This is a genomic window from Stenotrophomonas sp. OVS01A (assembly GCF_019969775.1).
Taxonomy (GTDB): Bacteria; Pseudomonadota; Gammaproteobacteria; order Xanthomonadales; family Xanthomonadaceae; genus Stenotrophomonas; species Stenotrophomonas indicatrix.
Genome location: NZ_JAHXYV010000001.1, coordinates 586695 through 603829, shown reverse-complemented (window position 1 = coordinate 603829; position 17135 = coordinate 586695). Strand labels below are relative to the sequence as shown.

The window sequence follows — 17135 nt, the reverse complement described above, 5'->3', positions numbered from 1 at the left end:
ATCGATAGCCGGCGGAGTATCCCACGCCGCGTGTGTACGCCGGCCGACGATCACCACCGGTTCCGCGTAGCGCCGGGCCATGCCCGGCGGATCGCCTGCAACCGCGCTACGCGCTCGCCGGACGTGGTCCGGCGCTACCCGTCCGCTCGGCCAAACGGTAGCGCCGCGCCCGGCGGCGTCATTTCACCGGCGTGAACAGCAGGTCCTGGAAATCAAAGCTGAAATCGGTCAGGTCCGAGATCGGCTGCATGCGCACCTCGCGCACTTTTCCGTCCGGGTCCAGGCTGAAATTGACGAACGCATCGGCATTGAGCGAGCGGTCGTCCCAGCGCACGATGAAGGTGTCGTGCTGCCAGTGCTCCAGACGGCCGCTCAGCTGCGCGGTCTTTGCAAAGCGCAGGCGCAGGCCCTTGCCTTCCGCCATCACCACCATGTCGCCGTACCAGCGGTCGCGGTAGGTGGCCGCATACCCGGCCAGCGGCAACGACGGCCTGCTGCCCTTGTCACGCTCGGCCTGGTGCTTGGCCCACGCTTCGTCGGCCTTGTCCTGGCCCTTGGCCACGCCCTTGGCATAGGCATCCACCCAGTCGTGCTTTTCACCGCCAAGGTAGGCATCGAGCACGCTCAGCGTGATCGCATTGAAGGCCGCACCCACTTCCTGGTTGGTCAGCACCACCACGCCCAGCTTCTCGCCCGGCACCAGGGTCAGCCGCGAAACCATGCCCGGCCAGCCACCGGTGTGCCAGACCAGCTTCTGCCCGCGATAGTCGCTCAGGCTCCAGCCCTCGCCATAGCCGGCGAAGTTCGCCCGCGCCGGTGCCAGCTCCGGCACGCTCGGCGCCGGGATCGTCTGCGGCGTGATCATCTGCCACATCTGCTGCTGGCTCTTGGCGGTGAACAGCGCAGTGCCATCGGCCAGCTTGCCTTCGGCCAGCTGCACCTGCATCCAGCGCGCCATGTCGCGGGCGCTGGAATAGATGCCACCGGCACCGGCATTGTTCGACCAGGTCAACGGTGCAACGGTGCGCAGGTCCTTGAAATCGTACTTGGCGTGGCCGACCGCAGCGTTGTCGCCGGCCTTGAGGTGATCGGCGTTGTAGCGCGTGCCGGCCATGCCGACCTTGTCGAAGATGCGTGTCTGCAGGAACTGCTGGTAGCTCATGCCCGAGACGTGCTCGATCACCTGCTGGGCGACTGCATACAGGATGTTGTCGTAGGCATAGCGCTCGCGGAAACCGCCCTTCAGCGGCACCTGGCCGAGGCGCTGCACGACTTCGGCATTGCTGTAGGAGGTGGTCGGCCAGAACAGCAGGTCGCCTGCGCCCAGGCTCAGGCCACTGCGGTGGGAAAGCAGGTCTCGGATCGTCATCTGCCCGGTCACGAACGGATCGGACATGCGGAACGATGGCAGGTGGTCGATCACCTTGTCGTCCATCTTCAGCTTGCCGTCCTCGGCCAGCAGGTTCAGCGAGGTGGCAGTGAAGGCCTTGGTGTTGGAGGCGATGGCGAACAGGGTATCGGCCTCGACCGGCGCCGGCTTGCCCAGCTCACGCACGCCCCAGCCGCGTTCCAGCACCACCTGCCCGTCCTTGACCACGGCCACGGCGATACCGGGCACGTCGAACTGCGCGCGCACGCGCTCCACGGTCGCATCCAGGTCCTGCAGCTGCTGCGGGGTCGCCGCATTGGCCATGGTCGTGCACGCAAGCAGCACGGCTCCTCCGATCCAGGTTTTCATCCAGCACCATCTCCGAACAGGGGTAGCGGCCATGTGCAGGCCGTCACCGGGGTTTCGCGCGATGGTAACGGCCCCGGGTGCAGCCTGCCCTGTGCCATAGGAGGGGTGCCATGGGTGCGAACGGCCAGAGCAGCAGCGGCTCCACCATCATTCCGTGCCTGCGCTACCGCGATGCGCTGGCGGCCATCGACTGGCTGCAGCGCGCGTTCGGTTTCCACGCGCAGGCCGTGCATGCCGACGGCGATACGGTGCATCACGCGCAGCTGGTATTCGGCCAGGGCATGATCATGCTCGGATCTGCCAGCAACAGCGGCGAATGGGCCAAGCTGGCGGTGATGCCCGATGAAGTCGGCGGCCGGCAGACCCAGAGTGCCTGCGTGATCGTCACCGATGTCGACGCCCACTATGCCCGGGCCAAGGCTGCCGGTGCGCGCATCGTCATCGACATTGCCGACCAGGCCTACGGTGGACGTGGCTATGCCTGCGCCGACCCGGAAGGCTACCTGTGGTGGTTCGGCAGTTACGATCCGTGGCGGGCGGAACACACGCAATGACGGCACGGCAAGCGTCTGTGGCGCCGGTCCGCTGCGGTATCGGCGGCTGGGTGTTCCCGCAATGGCGTGGGGGCGCCTTCTATCCGCCAGGACTGATCCAGCGCGAAGAGCTGGCCTATGCCAGTCGTGCGTTGCGCTGCATCGAGATCAACGGCACCTTCTACCGCACCCCGACAGCGGCCCAGTGCGCGCAGTGGGCAGCGCAGACGCCGGAAGGTTTCCGGTTCTCGATGAAGGCCCCGCGTCATCTGGTGCAGCGTCGCGACCTGTCGTCCACGATCGAGGCGGCCAGCGCGTTCCTGCAGGCGGCCGTCGCGCTGGGCGACCGGCTGGGCCCGTTGCTCTGGCAGTTCGACCCGCAACACCCGGCGGATGCCGCAGCGCTGGATGCCTTCATGGCACAGCTGCCCAGGCAGCTGGATGGAACGGGGTTGCAGCATGCGTTGGAGGTGCGCAACGCCAGCGTCCATGGGCCGGAACTGGTGGAAGCGGCGCGCCGGCATGGCGTGGCCCTGGTGATCGAAGACAGCGACGAATCGCCACTGCATGGCGACATCACCGCGGGCTTCGTCTATGCACGGATCAAACGCAGCCAGGCCCGACTGGCCGAAGGTCTTCCCCAGCCGATGCAGCAGCGCTGGGCCACGCGCGCGCGGTGCTGGGCCCGGGGTGAGGCGGTGGACGACCTGCCCTGCCTGGCCGCACCGTCCCCGGCCGCGCCGCGCGAGGTCTACCTGCTGTGCATCGGCGCCGGCAAGGTGCGCAATCCGGCGGCGGCGATGGCACTGCAGCGGGTCATCGACGGCGCCAGCGGTCCACTGCCCACAGCAGTGTCCAGCCCAGCACGAACACCCCGCCGACGCGCAGCACGCTGAGGCCGAATGCACGCGAACCGATCCGCTGTACTTCCAGGAACGGATACGGTGCGCTGCCCAGCCACGAGGCCGTGAGCATCGCCCAGCCCAGGTAGGCCAGCGGCACCAGCAGGACCACACCCAACGCACGCCAGCGCAGGCCACCATGTGGCAGCAGCCCCGCCCAACCGGCCAGATACAGCAGCGGCACCACGTAGTGCAAGCCGGCATCGGCCCACCATTGCAGGCCAGTTGGCTGCCACAGCCCCTGCAGCACCAGCAGATAGATCAGGCCGGTCACGCCGATGCACAGTGCCAGGGTGGCGGCTACCGTAGGTCGCAGTGCGCGGCCGCTGCAGAGCCAGAGGCAGCCCAGGCACACGGCCAGATTGCTGAGGATGGTGAAGTAGCTGAAGAAGCGCAGGCTCGCCACGCCGGGTCCCAGGCTGGCGCCGATGCCGCGCATCAGCAGGGCAAACTGCAGCAGCAGCGATGCTGCCGCGACCAGCGCGGTCAACAGCGCCCAGCCGCGCAGCAGAAGAAAACGGGCAGCAGGCATGCACGGCTCCCTCGTGGCAACGCCGCGAGCATGCCACAGGCATCGCCCGCCGATGCGGCTTGCCTCACAATACGCCGATGAGCACACCCGACACCCGCAAAGCGCTTTGGCAGATCCACTTCTGTGTCCTGCTGTGGGGCGTCACCGCCATCCTCGGCAAGTTGATCACCCTGCCGGCGCTGCCGCTGGTGTGGTGGCGGATGCTGCTGGTGGTGGCGATGCTGGCGTTGCTGCCGCGGGTCTGGCGCGGGTTGCGCACGTTGCCGCTGCGGCTGGTCGCCGGCTATGCCGGTATCGGCGCGCTGGTGGCCCTGCACTGGCTGACCTTCTACGGCGCGGTGAAGCTGGCCAATGCCTCGGTTGCCGCCACCTGCATCGCCCTGGCACCGGTGTTCACCTCGATCATCGAGCCCTGGGTGGCCAAGCGTCCCTTCCAGCTGCGCGAACTGGCCTTCGGCCTGGCGGTGCTGCCCGGTGTGGCGCTGGTGGTGGGTGGCGTGCCCGACGGCATGCGCCTGGGCGTGTTGATCGGCGCGCTCTCGGCCCTGCTGGTGGCAGTGTTCGGCTCGCTCAACAAGCGCATGGTCAGCCATGCCGATCCGCTGACGGTCACCGCGCTGGAGCTGGGCGCCGGCACCATCACCCTGACCCTGCTGGCACCGCTGATGCCGTACCTGCTGCCAGCGCTGGCCAGCCCGTTGTGGATCGTTCCCGACCTGCACGACGGCATCCTGCTGCTGGTGCTGGCCGGTGTCTGCACGCTGCTGCCGTTCGCCCTGGCCCTGGTCGCGCTGCGCCACCTCAGCGCCTACACCGTGCAGCTGGTCACCAACCTGGAACCGGTCTACGCCGTGTTGCTGGCCGTGGTGCTGCTGCGCGAGCAGCATGAAGTCACCCCGTGGTTCTACCTGGGCGTGGCGATCATCGTCGGTGCCGTGTTCCTGCATCCGCTGCTCAACCGCCGCAAGCGCGTGCAGCATCCGGAAATCCTCGGAACATCCGAAGCGCGCAACATCGCCGATTGAGCGCGTCCGCGCATTGCGTGGATCTTCCCGGCACCCGTCTCAGCGCTGCGGCCAATGCCAGGCCGGTGCATCCAGCAGGCCCTGCCCGCTCAGCAGCGTACGCCCGTGTTCCTTGTGCAGGTGCATTGAATGGCACTGCGGTGCCTGTTCCAGCGCGGCAATCAAGCGCGTGGCGTGCGATACCACCCAGACCTGGCTGCGTGCACTGGCGGCGATGATCAACCGTGCGAGCGCCGGCAGCAGGTCCGGATGCAGGCTGGTCTCCGGCTCGTTGAGCACCAGCAGCGGCGGCGGCCGTGGCGTGTGCAGGGCCGCGGCCAGCAACAGGAACCGCAGCGTGCCGTCGGACAATTCGGCCATCGACAATGGCCGCAGCAGACCGGGCTGGTGGAAGCGCAGCGCGAGTCGGCCATCCAGTTCCTCGAAGCTGACCGTCGCTCCCGGAAATGCATCCTCGATCGTCCGTGCCAGCGCCTGCGGATCGCCGATTTCCAGGATCGTCACCCAGGCGGCGGCGAGGTCGCGGCCGTCGTGGTGCAGCACCGGGGTACGGGTCGCCATCGCCGGTTGTCGCGCCGGTGCATCGGCATCGCTGCGGAAGTGGTCGTAGAAGCGCCAACGGCGGATGTACTCGCGCAAGGTGATGGCTTCCGGCATGCGCTGCGGATCGCCCACCTGGGTGAACAGGCTGTCGAACAGTGAAAGACGATCATCCACCAGGTCCCAGCCGCGTGCGTGCCGCTGCCGCACCAGCGCACCGCGGCGGTCGACCAGCAGATTGGCGCTGCGCAGGAACGGCCCTGCCCAGATCGCTTCAGCCTTGATCTGCGGGTCCAGCGCGAAAGCTGATCGGCTCGGTGGCGGATATCCGAGGTCGATGGCGTAGCCGAATTCATCGGTGGCGAAGCCCAGCTTGAGCCCCACCGATTCCTGGCGCGGCCCGCCCTGCAGCGGGATCTCACCGGACAGCACGCGGCGGTCGATCTTTTCCGGACCTGCCCACAGCGCCGAGCCCAATCCACCCTCCCGCGCCAGTACCGCTGCAACACCGCCCTGGGCGGTTTCCGCCAGCAGGCGCAGCGCGCGGTACAGGCTGGATTTGCCACTGCCGTTGTCGCCGGTGACCACGTTGAGCCGCTGCATCGGCAGCACCAGCGCATGCAGCGATCGGTAATTGGCGATGGCCAGGGTCTGCAGCATGGTCGACGTCCTTGCGGTGAGACGTTGAGGGTGCCGTATGGATATCGCAATGGCTGCGACTGCACGCAAAGGCCCGGGCCATCCACGCATGGCGTGGATCCACCGCAGCCGCGCGGGCGGTCAGGGCGCCACTTCCACCCGGTTGCGGCCGGCGCCCTTGGCCCGGTACAGCGCGGCATCGGCACGGGCCAGGGTCTGGTCAGACGTTTCACCGGGCTGGTGCTGTGCCACACCGATGCTGATGGTCACCGGGAAGCCCAGCGGCAGGTTGGACACGGCTACCCGCAGGAACTCGCATTGCAGTTCGGCGGTACGCAGGTCAGCGTCCGGCATCAGTGCCACGAATTCCTCGCCGCCATAGCGCGCGGCCAGACCCCCACCGGCGAAGTGCGAGCGCAGCAGCGCCCCCAGTTCGGCCAGCACCCGGTCGCCGGTCGCGTGGCCCTGGAAATCATTGATGTGCTTGAAATGATCGATGTCCAGCAGGGCCACGCAGGTCTGCCGGTCGCGGCCATCGACGGCAATCACCGCCTCGTCCAGCGCCGCTGCCAGTGCCCGCCGGTTGGGCAGGCCGGTCAGGGCGTCGGTACGGCTCTGTTCGGCCAGATCGGCATTCTGGGCCAGCAGCACATCGTGATACTCCGACAGCAGGCGTTCGTAATCGTTGCGCTCAAGCATGTGCCGCTGGATATCCAGGGCGAAACGGCGCAGCTCCATCACCACCATCACCTGCCGCGACAGCGCGGCCAGCGCTTCGGCCTTGTCGGTCGCCAGCTGCTGCGGCCGCGCGTCGAACACGCACAGGGTTCCCAGCGGCAGGCCGTCGCTGCTGATCAACGGCGCACCGGCATAGAAGCGCACATGCGGGTCGCCGGTCACCACCGGATTGTCGTGGAAGCGGACGTCCTGCAATGCATCCTCGACCACCATGATTTCCTGCGGTTGCAGGATCGCGTGGCCGCACATCGACTCGCTGCGCAGGTTCTCGGTCGCGTCGATGCCCTGCATCGACTTGAACCACTGGCGCTCGACGTCGATCAGAGTCACGGCCGCCATGGTCGTGCCACACACCGCCTTGGCGATGGCCACCAGGTCATCGAACGAGCGTTCGCGCTCGGAATCGAGTATCCGGTAGCGGTACAGCGCCTCCAGGCGCAGCGCTTCGTTGGCGGGCTTGTCGGGCTTGATCATGCAGCGTCACGTTCCGGCAGGGCGCCGCAAAGTCTAGCGGATGCGGGCGGCCAATCTGCATTCCGGTAGTGCCGGCCGTTGGTCGGCTCCCTGATGTTCATTGCCAGCACCGTGCAGTTGCCGGCCAGCGGCCGGCACTACCGGCCGTTGCTTACCAGTCCTGCTGCTGAGGCAACAGGCCGTGAAGCTCCTGCTCGGTCAGGTTGCGCCACTGGCCCGGCTTCAGTGCACCGATCTTGATGTTGTCGATACGTACGCGGCGCAGCTGGGTCACGCGGTAGCCGAACTCGGCCGCCATCAGTCGGATCTGCCGGTTCAGGCCCTGCTGCAGGATGATGCGGAAACCGAACTTGGCGATCCGCGAGGTCTTGCACGGCAGCGTCATCTGGTCATGGATGCGCACGCCACGGGCCATCGCGCGCAGGAATTCGTCGGTGACCGGCTTGTTAACCGCCACCAGGTATTCCTTCTGGTGGCCGTTCTCGGCGCGCAGGATCTGGTTGACGATGTCGCCGTTGCTGGTCATCAGGATCAGGCCTTCGGACTCCTTGTCCAGGCGGCCGATCGGGAAGATGCGCTGTTCATGGCCGACGAAGTCGACGATGTTGCCCTTCACCGTGCTTTCGGTGGTGCAGGTCACGCCCACCGGCTTGTTCAGCACGATGTACACGTGGCGGCGGGCGCCCGGCTTGCGGGCAGTGCGCACGCGCAGGGGCTGGCCGTCGACCAGCACCTTGTCATCCTCGCCGACCACCGCGCCGGTGCCGGCGGCATGGCCATTGACGGTGACCCGGCGGGCGGCGATCAGGCGATCGGCCTCGCGTCGGGAGCAGAAGCCGGTGTCGGCGATGTATTTGTTGAGTCGGCTGGTCATCGCCCCATTATCCGGCATCACCGCCCTTCCCGCCTCATGCCGTGGTCAACGGATCTTCGGTTTCGCCATCGAACACCCGGTTGCGGCCACTGCGCTTGGCCACGTACATGGCGTGGTCGGCGCGCCGCAGCAGCGCGGCCAGGTCATCTTCGGCCGGTCGCCACTGTGCCATGCCGATGCTCGCGGTCACCTCCAGAGCGGGCACCTGCAGGTCCCGGCAGGTCTCGGTGATGCGCTGGCGCAGGCGTTCCAGGCGGGTGGCCGCAACCTCACGCGGCATGCCCGGCAACAGCAGCAGGAACTCCTCGCCCCCCATCCGCACCACCTGGTCCTCGCTGCGGACAGCGGCGCGAAGCGCGCGGGCCACGGCCACCAGCACCTGGTCGCCGATCTCGTGGCCATGGCGATCATTGATGTCCTTGAACAGATCGATATCGAGGAAGCCGATCACCAGCGGCCCCCTCTCACGCTCGCCGCCCTGCAGATGCTGGGCCAGCTGCTGCAGGCCGGCACGGCGGTTGGGCAGGCCGGTCAGCATGTCGGTCTCGGCGAGCTGGCGCATTTCATCGCGCTGCTGGCGCAGCCGGCCCAGGCGCAGGTTGAGCGCATAGGCCGCCATCATCAGCAGCCAGGTGACCGCCAGCTGCAGGGCCTCCACCCGGTATTCCATCAACCAATGCGCGCTGGCGGCGTCGGCCACGATCAGCACCAGCATCGGCGCCAGTGCGGCCAGTCCGGCCAGCGACCAGACATCGCCGCGCAACCGGGCCCAGATGCCCATCGCCAACGACAGCGCGCAGCCGGCAATGAAGCTCCACTGCAGGACCTGTGCGACCACGACCAGTCCATCGCGCTGCAACCACGGCACCAGTGCCGCCAGCGTGAGCAGGGACCACAACACCAGCTGCTGGCCCGCGCGCGAACGTGGCAGCACGCGGTCACCGCCGTTCAGGCGCCACAGCGCCGGCAACACCAGTGCCTGGGTCGCTGCAGTCAGCGCCAGCAGCCACCAGTCACCGCGCCCGCCGACGCGCAGCCAGGGCTCGGGATAGCCGCTGAGGCCGCCAAGGATCGACTGCCACAGCACCAGCACCAGGGTGGCACCGATATACATCAGGAAGCTGCGGTCGCGGGTGGTCAGGTAGGCCATCAGCGCCGACAGCGCCAGCGCGATTGCCACGGCGATGCATGCGGCGCGCACCAGCAGCCGGGCAGTGTCGTTCTGCTGCACCGGGCTGGGCGCACCCAGCTGCAATGTGGGAACCCAGCGCGCCTTCAGCGGCGTCTGCCAGGAGACCAGGAAGGGTTCGTGGCTGCCGGCAGCGGGTACCGCCACCATGCCGATGCCCGCACGAAAGCGCGAATCGCGGGTGCGCGCATCCTGCATGTTGCCGCAGATCTCGCGATCACCGTGCTGCAGCCGCACTTCGCCGGCAAAGATGTTGAAGACATCCAGCGCCTGCGGCTCGCCGGACCAGCCTTCTGGGGGTGCATTCACCCGTGTCTGCTGGCGCGGCCCGGCCAGCATCTCCGGCGTGCACGCGCGATGTGGCGTAGGTTCGGCTGTCGCGGTGCCGACCAGAAGGTAATCGCGGCCAGCGTCGACGCTGCGCGCATGGCCCAGCCACGGCAACGCCAACCACACCAGCAGCAGGACAAGCACCGCCCCTGTTTCCAAACGCACCTGCCTGCCGCCCACGCCACGTCCTGTTCCTGCTTACGTCCGCGCCCACTGCGCGTCGCCCCTGGCGGCATTATCGCAGCGGAATGCACCACCGATGTGTAGACCAAAGTGGCGGGGGTATTGGCCGGGCTGCCGCCCGGCACCCGCTGTAGTGCCGGCCGCTGGCCGGCAACCTCAACAGCAACAGCAACTGCGGGCTACCGAGGTGGGCGGGGCGGTATGGGCAGGCAGGACACGCCGTAAACCCATCCATGGGGGCTCGATGGCGCCTTGCTCGTGTGCGCCGTCCTGCGCACACGGCAAGACCGGGGTTGGGCGTCCTGCCCAACCCGCCCGAGGGCATGCCTCGGGCCCATGGCGCCAACGGTCCTGCCTGCCCATACCGCCCCACCCCTGACAGTGTCCCGCCATCTGGTAGATCCACGCTGTGCGTGGATGGATGTTCATACCGTTTCGAAATCAATGAATGGATTGGATGTCATCCACGCATGGCGTGGATCTACGTGTCGACCAAGGTCGACACCCACCAACAGCAGCCGGAATCTGTCGAAGGCGGGGTGGGTCCGGTTGCGGGGGCGTGAGCGCCATGGATGGCGCGACCGAGCCTACAGGGACGTACTTGCGGCGTCCCCCGCAACCGGACCCACCCCGCCATCCCACGGAATGCAGCTGTTGCTGTTGCTGTTGAGGTTGCCGGCCAGCGGCCGGCACTACAGCGGGTGCCGGGCGCCGCCCGGCCGCAGCACCTTCAGCCGACAGCCGATGGCCCCTGCGTACCGGCCAACCGCATCGGTCGCAGGTCAGCCAGGGTCAGCCGTTCCAGCGGCTGCGGCCGTTCGATGGCATAACCCTGCAGCCCCTGCACGCCCATCCCGGCCAGCGCCTCGGCAATTTCGGTGGTCTCCACCCACTCGGCCACCACCTCCATCTGCAGTTCGCGGCCCAGCTCGCTGATCGCGCGCACGCTGGCACGGCTGACCGGATCGGTGTCCATGTCGCGCACGAACGCCCCATCGATCTTCAGCATGTCCGCCGACAGCTGCCGCAGATAACCGAACGAGGACAGCCCCGAGCCGAAATCGTCCAGCGCCACCCGGCAGCCGCGCGCCTTGACCGCGTCGATGAAGGCACGCGCCTGGCTCAGGTTACCGATGGCCGCGGTTTCGGTGATCTCGAAACAGAGCTTGGACGCCAGCGCGCGGTTGCGCTCCAGCAGGTCGCAGACGAAGGCCAGGAATCCCGGCTCGGCGATCGACTGGGCCGATACATTGACGTTGCACAGGCCCAGCTGCCGTACGTGCGCCGGGCACACCTGCAAGTGGCGGAACAGCAGGCCGAGCACGTGCCGGTCCAGCACCACCGCCATGCCGTAGCGCTCCACCGCAGGCATGAACTGGCCCGGCAGGTGCAGTACGCCTTCACTGTCACGCATGCGCACCAGCACCTCGTAGTGCAGGTAGGACGGATCGCCGACCTTGGCGATGCGCTGCGCATACAACAGCATCCGGTTCTCGGCCATGGCGCGACTGACGCCCTGCAGGCGTTCGGCCTCCAGCCGTCGCTCCTCCAGCGCCAGCCGGTTTTCGTTGAAGCAATGCACGCGGTTGCGACCGGCCTGCTTGGCCGCATAGCACGCGCTGTCGGCCGCGCTCATCAACCAGTTCACGTCCGGCGCCTCGGCTGTCACTTCGACCACGCCGACACTGCAGCTCAACTGGGGGCTGCCCTCGCTGACCGGGAACGTGGCCTGGCCCAGGTTGCGGATCAGCCGCTGCAACACGCGCTTGGCTTCATCCTGGTTGGCGCGGGCAAGGAACACCGCGAACTCGTCCGCCCCCAGGCGGCCGACCCAGTCGCCATCGCGCACCGCGCCGACCAGGTACTCGGCGAAACTGCGCAGCATCTGGTCGCCGGCCGCGTGGCCGAAGCTGTCGTTGACCAGCTTGAAGTGGTCCAGGTTGATGTAGCCCAGAGCATGGGTCCCACCGTCGGAGCGGACCTGCAGCAGCGATTTTTCCAGCAGGCGCTCGATCTCCCGACGATTGATCAGGCCGGTCAGGGGGTCATGGCTGGCGTGGTGCTCTATCTCACGTGCCAGGGCATGGTTCTGGCTGACATCCTCGACGATGGCGAACACCGACAGGCGGCCGCTGGCAGTGCGCACGCCGGTACCACTCCAGCGCCCCCACACCAGGCTGCCATCGCGGCGCCGGAAGCGCAGCTCGCCCGGTCGCAGCTGGCGCTCCCAGTCGATGTGGCCACTCTCATCGATCACCAGCTCGCCCTCCATCAGCAGCTCGGCCAGCGACATCTGCAGCAGCACGTCCCGACGATGGTCGAGAATGTCGGCCATCGCCTGGTTGGCCTCCACCACCCGGCCGCCGGCATCCAGCTTGAGCATGCCGACGTTGGCTTGGTAGAAGGCAGCCCGGAAGCGGCTCTCATGCTCGGTCAGGTCCTTGCCCACCCGGCGCGCCAGGGCCACCGCCATCAGGCTGATCAGCAGGACCGACAGGCCGCCCACGGCCAGGGTCGCGATGCGCACCGCGCGGGCCATGCGCAGCAGTGCCTGCGAGAACGCCTGCGCCTGCCCGCGCAGCTGGTGGTCGATGCCACGCAGCCGATGCAGGTAGTCATCCACGGTCGCCTCGTCCAGCGGCCCCGAGCCATGGCGCCGTTGCAGTTCCTCCGCCAGCGACTGCATGGCCAGCAGGTTTGCGTCGGTCTGCCGCCACAACCAGGTGGCTTCGCGGAAGGCTCCGACGTTGCGCGCATGGCGGAACGAGAAGATCAGCCGCGGAATGTCGGCGCGGGCATTGCCCCCACGCAGAAAACCGGCGCGGGCTGTCGCCTCGTCCGGTTCGGGTTGCTCCAGCGCCTTGCGGGCCTGCAGGTCACCCAACGGAACCTGCAGTGCCCGTTGGGCATCCTGCAGATCCTGCAGATGGCCACGCGCCAGGTAACGGCTGAGCGCTGCGGTGGCGTCCTGCTGCCCCCGCGACCAGTAGCCCTGCCCTGCGATCCATGCGGTCGATGCCGCCTGCAGCTCCTGGATCACAGCCGACAGCGCGACCAAGCCGATCGCCATGCCCGTCAACAGCGCAAATCGCAGTCCCAGCCCGCGGGTCATCGGTACCCGTCGACGCTGTTGGTCCATGCCACTTCTACCCATCCTGGATCCCCCGAATGTGCTGCGGTGACAATCTCCTACGGAACCGCGCCAGCCTAGAACCGCAGATGTGTGGGCCATGCGAAACCGGACCCGGCCGGTGATCGGCAGCGGCGGCCGAGCCGCCCTGGCGCCATGCAAACAACAACGCCAGCCCGGAGGCTGGCGTTGTTCGTCTACTTCAGCGCGGCTTAGAAGCTGCGCGGGCCACGTGGCTTGTTGAAGCCATCACGACGCGGCGGACGGCTGTCGCGGTCGCCGCCGGGGCCACCCGGACCGCTGCGACGCGGAGCTCCCGGGCCACCCGGACCGCCCGGACCACGCTTGTCGAAGCGCGGCTTGAACGGACGCGGCGCCGGATTGACCTCTTCACCGGCCGCCAACGGGCGCATCTGCAGCTGCTGGCCGGACACCCAGACCTTCTGCAGGTGGGTAAGCACGTCCGACGGCATCTGTGCCGGCAGATCCAGCAGCGAGAAGTCGTCGTGGATGTCGATACGACCGATGAAGCGGCTTTCCAGGCCGGCTTCGTTGGCGATGGCGCCGACGATGTTGGCCGGCTTCACGCCATGCTGGTGGCCGACCGAAATGCGGTAGGTCTCCATGCCCTGCTCCGGTGCACCGCGCGGCGGCACGTCACGGCGCGGGCGCTGCTCGAAGCCACCCTCGGCATCGTCACGACGCGGGCCACGCTCGAAGCGCGGGCCGCGCTCGTTGCGGTCGCCACGTTCCGGGCGCTCGGTGCGCTCGAAACGCTCGCGCGGCGCACGCTCTTCGCGCGGTGCACGCACCGGCGGCTGCAGCAGGAACGGGGTATCGCCCTGCATCATCTTCGCCAGTGCGGCGGCCACTTCGATGGCCGGCACGTTCTGTTCGGACTCGAAACGCTCCAGCAGCTGGCGGTAGAAGTCCAGGCCGCCCTGGCCCAGCGTCTCGGTGATGCGCGAGGTGAACTTGTTGATGCGGTTGTCGTTGACCGCTTCCACGCTCGGCAGCTGCATTTCTTCGATCGGCTGGCGGGTCGCACGCTCGATCTGGCGCAGCATGCCCTTTTCGCGCGGGGTGGCGAACAGGATTGCTTCACCGCTGCGGCCGGCACGGCCGGTACGGCCGATGCGGTGCACGTAGCTTTCGGTGTCGTACGGGATGTCGTAGTTCAGCACGTGGCTGATGCGTTCCACGTCCAGGCCACGAGCGGCCACGTCGGTGGCGACCAGGATGTCCAGCTTGCCTTCCTTCAGCATGGCGATGGTGCGCTCACGCTGGGCCTGCTGCATGTCACCGTTGATGGCGGCAGCGGCCAGGCCACGGGCCTGCAGCTTGCTGGCCAGCTCTTCGGTGCCGGCCTTGGTGCGCGCGAAGACGATCATCGCGTCGAACGGCTCGACTTCGAGGATGCGGGTCAGCGCGTCCAGCTTGTGCATGCCGCTCACCCACCAGTAGCGCTGGCGGATGTTGGCCGAGGTGGTGGTCTTGGTCGCGATGGTGACTTCGACCGGGTCCTTCAGGTAGGTCTGCGCGATACGACGGATGGCCGGCGGCATGGTGGCCGAGAACAGCGCCACCTGGCGCTTCTCCGGCAGCTTCTTCAGCACCGCTTCGACGTCGTCGATGAAACCCATGCGCAGCATTTCATCAGCTTCGTCCAGCACCAGCGTCTTCAGCTCGGACAGGTCCAGCGTGCTGCGGTTCAGATGGTCGATGACGCGGCCGGGGGTACCGACCACGATGTGCACGCCGCGGCGCAGGGCCGTCAGCTGCTGGCCGTACGGCTGGCCGCCGTACACCGGCAGCACGCGGAAACCGGGGATCTTGGAGGAATAGGACTGGAACGCCTCGGCAACCTGGATGGCCAGCTCGCGGGTCGGGGCCAGCACCAGGGCCTGCGGCTTGATCTGCTGCAGGTCGATGTTGGACAGCACCGGCAGCGCGAAGGCCGCGGTCTTGCCGGTACCGGTCTGGGCCTGGCCCAGCACGTCGCGGCCTTCCAGCATCGCCGGGATGGTGGCAGCCTGGATCGGCGACGGCGTTTCGTAGCCGATGGCAGTGACAGCCTGCATGACAGAATCGGACAGGCCGAGCTGCGCGAACTGCAGCTGCGCTTGGGTTTCTTGGGACATGGGGAACTCCGAAGGCACTGCCACGAGCATGGCAGGCGAAAAAAAAGGGGGATTCCGCGCTTTGGGCGCCCTTCTTATCGCGTGCCCTGGCGCTGCTCGGTTGGAGCTGAGGTTTTACTCGCTCAGAGCGGAATGATACCGCACTGTGCCTGAACAAGGTGTACAGGAAGCCAACGGCATGCCGTTACGGCCCGCCGTGGCGCACAATAGGCGCCCATTTTACCGCCGCGGGCCCCTGTCCTGCAGCGCCTGCCCCAGGAAACCCGTTCCATGCAGATCCTCGAATTCGACCTCGACGGCGATTACGTCGAACTCAAGCAGTTGCTGAAGCTTGCCGACCTGGTCACCAGCGGCGGCGAAGCCAAGATGGTCATCAGCGAAGGCCTGGTGCTGGTCGATGGCGAGGTCGAGCTGCGCAAGGCCTGCAAGATCCGCGCAGGCCAGGTGGTCGAGTTCAACGACAGCCAGATCCGCGTCCTGGCCGCCGCGTAAGTCACCGCGTGGCCGTCAGGCCACGCGCTGGGTCAGGTGGGCGGCAATCAACTGCCGGAACGGTGCCACCCCCTGCGCCACCCGCAACCCGGCCGCCCGCAACAGGCGCGCCGGACGGCGGTCGTCGGTATACAGGCTGGCAATCGCATTGGTCGCTTCATACAGCGGCCGCGCCGCCAGCCGATGCCCCCGCTGGTAGCGGCCCAGCATGCCGGCCGCGGCGATGTCCGCTCCACGCCGCTGCTGCTCGGCGATGCCCTGCGCCAGCCGCTGCGCGCTGGCCAGGCCCAGGTTGAAACCGTGTGCGGTGACCGGGTGCATGCCCACTGCGGCATCACCGATCAGTGCCGAACGTTCGCCGACAAAGCGGTGCGCATACACCCCGACCAGGGGATAGGCCTGTGGCGTGGCCACCGGCTGCATGCGTCCCAGGCGGTGTTCGAAGAAGCCGCTGATGGCCTCCCCGAAAGCGATCTCATCCATCGCCAGCAGCGCTTCGATCTGCCGCGGCGGCAGGGTGATCACCGCCGATGCCTGGCCTTCGTTGAGCGGCAGCAGCGCCATCGTGCGGCCATAGCCGAACCACTCCCATGCTGTGTGGTGATGATCGCGCTCGACCTGCATCCTGCAGACCAGCATCGATTTGCCGAAGTCACGCATCTGCGCACCGATGCCGAGCATGCGGCGGGTGCCGGAGAAGCGACTGTCGGCACATACCAGCAGCCGCGCATGCAGCTCGCTGCCATCGTCCAGGCGCACCACGTGGCCCTGGCTGTCGGCGCGTACCGCCTGCACCTTGCGGCCATCAAACAATTCCAGCCCGTTCTGGCCCTGCACCGCCTGCCAGGCCGCACGGCGGATCAAATGGTTGGGCACCAGCCAGCCCAGCGGCTGGCCATCTACCTGGCTGCTGGCGAAGGTCAGCGCGAAGGGCGAACCTCCGTTCAGCACCCGCGCGTCGCGCAGTTCGGCAACCTCGGCTTCGGGCAGGCGCTGCCACAGGCCAAGCTGTTCCAGGCTTTGCCGCGAGGCATGGGTCAGGGCGATTTCGCGGCCGTCGAAGGCCGCCTCGGCCAGGGCCTGGCGCGGCTGTGCCTCGACCAGCCCCACCTGCAGGCCAGTGCTGGCCAGCGCGCGCGCAAAGCACAGCCCGGCCGGTCCGGCACCGACCACCACCACATCCATCCTGCGCATGCGCGCCTCCTGCCGTTGATCCAGTCGCGGCCAGCATAGCGCTGCGTGCCTGACCGGCCTTGATCTGGATCAGCTGCGCGTCACAGCAGCGCGAACACCATCGCCAGGATCGCCACGATCGACACCAGCCAGACCAGGCTGCGCACATAGGGCACGCCGGCTGCGTACAGCGGCAGGTAGACAACGCGCGCCCAGAAGTAGACCTGCGCCGCCAGCGCGGTGGTGTCGCTGCCACGCCCGGCCAGCACCACCGCAATCGCAGCGGCGGCGAAGAACGGGAAGGTCTCGAAGAAGTTGGATTGCGCCCGCTGCAGTCGTCCAGCCAGTGGACTCAGCGGCTTGGACGAATCGTCTCGTGCAGAAGCGTTCCATTTCATCCCGCGCTCGTGGGTGACCACGGTGGAGGCGGCAAAGATGTAGACGAAACCCAGCAGCATCGCCCACGCCAGCATCGTCAGTTCGGTAGCCATCGTCGATCTCC

At 67.6% G+C, this 17135-nt stretch carries 14 protein-coding genes; 4 read left to right on the top strand and 10 right to left on the bottom strand.

Annotated elements, in window-relative coordinates; all coding sequences use genetic code 11:
* Window positions 1-178: 178 nt before the first annotated feature.
* Window positions 179-1738, bottom strand: a complete 1560-nt coding sequence (locus LC407_RS02840) for a serine hydrolase (protein WP_223482168.1) — start codon at window positions 1736-1738, stop codon at window positions 179-181.
* Window positions 1739-1848: 110 nt separating this feature from the next.
* On the opposite strand from LC407_RS02840, the gene LC407_RS02835 reads away from it, so the two are divergent.
* Complete coding sequence (locus LC407_RS02835; RefSeq protein ID WP_223482167.1) at window positions 1849-2292, top strand: VOC family protein; 444 nt, start codon at window positions 1849-1851, stop codon at window positions 2290-2292.
* Window positions 2289-3167, top strand: coding sequence for a DUF72 domain-containing protein (locus tag LC407_RS02830; protein WP_223482166.1), 879 nt, complete (start codon window positions 2289-2291; stop codon window positions 3165-3167). Before LC407_RS02835 ends, LC407_RS02830 begins: the two co-directional genes overlap by 4 nt.
* Here the strand turns inward: LC407_RS02830 and LC407_RS02825 are convergent.
* Window positions 3088-3705, bottom strand: a complete 618-nt coding sequence (locus LC407_RS02825) for a Pr6Pr family membrane protein (protein ID WP_223482165.1) — start codon at window positions 3703-3705, stop codon at window positions 3088-3090. The two genes, LC407_RS02830 and LC407_RS02825, sit on opposite strands and share 80 nt — an antisense overlap.
* A 77-nt stretch (window positions 3706-3782) precedes the next feature.
* Here LC407_RS02825 and LC407_RS02820 point away from each other — a divergent pair, with 77 nt between their 5' ends.
* The gene (locus tag LC407_RS02820) at window positions 3783-4730 is read left to right on the top strand and encodes a DMT family transporter (RefSeq protein ID WP_059063568.1); all 948 of its coding nucleotides are present in this window, start codon (window positions 3783-3785) and stop codon (window positions 4728-4730) included.
* A gap of 39 nt (window positions 4731-4769) precedes the next feature.
* Here the strand turns inward: LC407_RS02820 and LC407_RS02815 are convergent, their stop codons facing one another.
* The 6 genes from LC407_RS02815 to LC407_RS02790 all read right to left on the bottom strand — a co-directional run bounded on the left by LC407_RS02815 (window position 4770) and on the right by LC407_RS02790 (window position 14968).
* On the bottom strand, window positions 4770-5930 hold the full coding sequence (locus LC407_RS02815; protein WP_223482164.1) for an AAA family ATPase: 1161 nt from the start codon (window positions 5928-5930) through the stop codon (window positions 4770-4772).
* Window positions 5931-6050: 120 nt separating this feature from the next.
* Complete coding sequence (locus LC407_RS02810) at window positions 6051-7121, bottom strand: sensor domain-containing diguanylate cyclase (protein ID WP_025877715.1); 1071 nt, start codon at window positions 7119-7121, stop codon at window positions 6051-6053.
* A 151-nt stretch (window positions 7122-7272) separates the two neighbouring features.
* Complete coding sequence (locus tag LC407_RS02805) at window positions 7273-7995, bottom strand: pseudouridine synthase (RefSeq protein ID WP_033830696.1); 723 nt, start codon at window positions 7993-7995, stop codon at window positions 7273-7275.
* Between the two features lie 34 nt (window positions 7996-8029).
* Complete coding sequence (locus tag LC407_RS02800) at window positions 8030-9694, bottom strand: diguanylate cyclase (protein ID WP_059063561.1); 1665 nt, start codon at window positions 9692-9694, stop codon at window positions 8030-8032.
* 733 nt (window positions 9695-10427) lie between these two features.
* Window positions 10428-12851, bottom strand: coding sequence for an EAL domain-containing protein (locus LC407_RS02795; RefSeq protein WP_025877721.1), 2424 nt, complete (start codon window positions 12849-12851; stop codon window positions 10428-10430).
* 188 nt (window positions 12852-13039) lie between these two features.
* Complete coding sequence (locus LC407_RS02790) at window positions 13040-14968, bottom strand: DEAD/DEAH box helicase (protein WP_025877722.1); 1929 nt, start codon at window positions 14966-14968, stop codon at window positions 13040-13042.
* 270 nt (window positions 14969-15238) lie between these two features.
* Here LC407_RS02790 and LC407_RS02785 point away from each other — a divergent pair, with 270 nt between their 5' ends.
* On the top strand, window positions 15239-15460 hold the full coding sequence (locus LC407_RS02785) for an RNA-binding S4 domain-containing protein (RefSeq protein WP_025877723.1): 222 nt from the start codon (window positions 15239-15241) through the stop codon (window positions 15458-15460).
* A gap of 15 nt (window positions 15461-15475) precedes the next feature.
* Here LC407_RS02785 and ubiM read toward each other — a convergent pair whose 3' ends face one another.
* A complete protein-coding gene (gene ubiM / locus LC407_RS02780) occupies window positions 15476-16654 on the bottom strand; it encodes a 5-demethoxyubiquinol-8 5-hydroxylase UbiM (protein ID WP_140227494.1) in 1179 nt (392 codons plus the stop codon).
* A gap of 80 nt (window positions 16655-16734) precedes the next feature.
* A complete protein-coding gene (locus LC407_RS02775; RefSeq protein WP_223482163.1) occupies window positions 16735-17124 on the bottom strand; it encodes an MAPEG family protein in 390 nt (129 codons plus the stop codon).
* Between the last annotated feature and the right edge of the window lie 11 nt (window positions 17125-17135).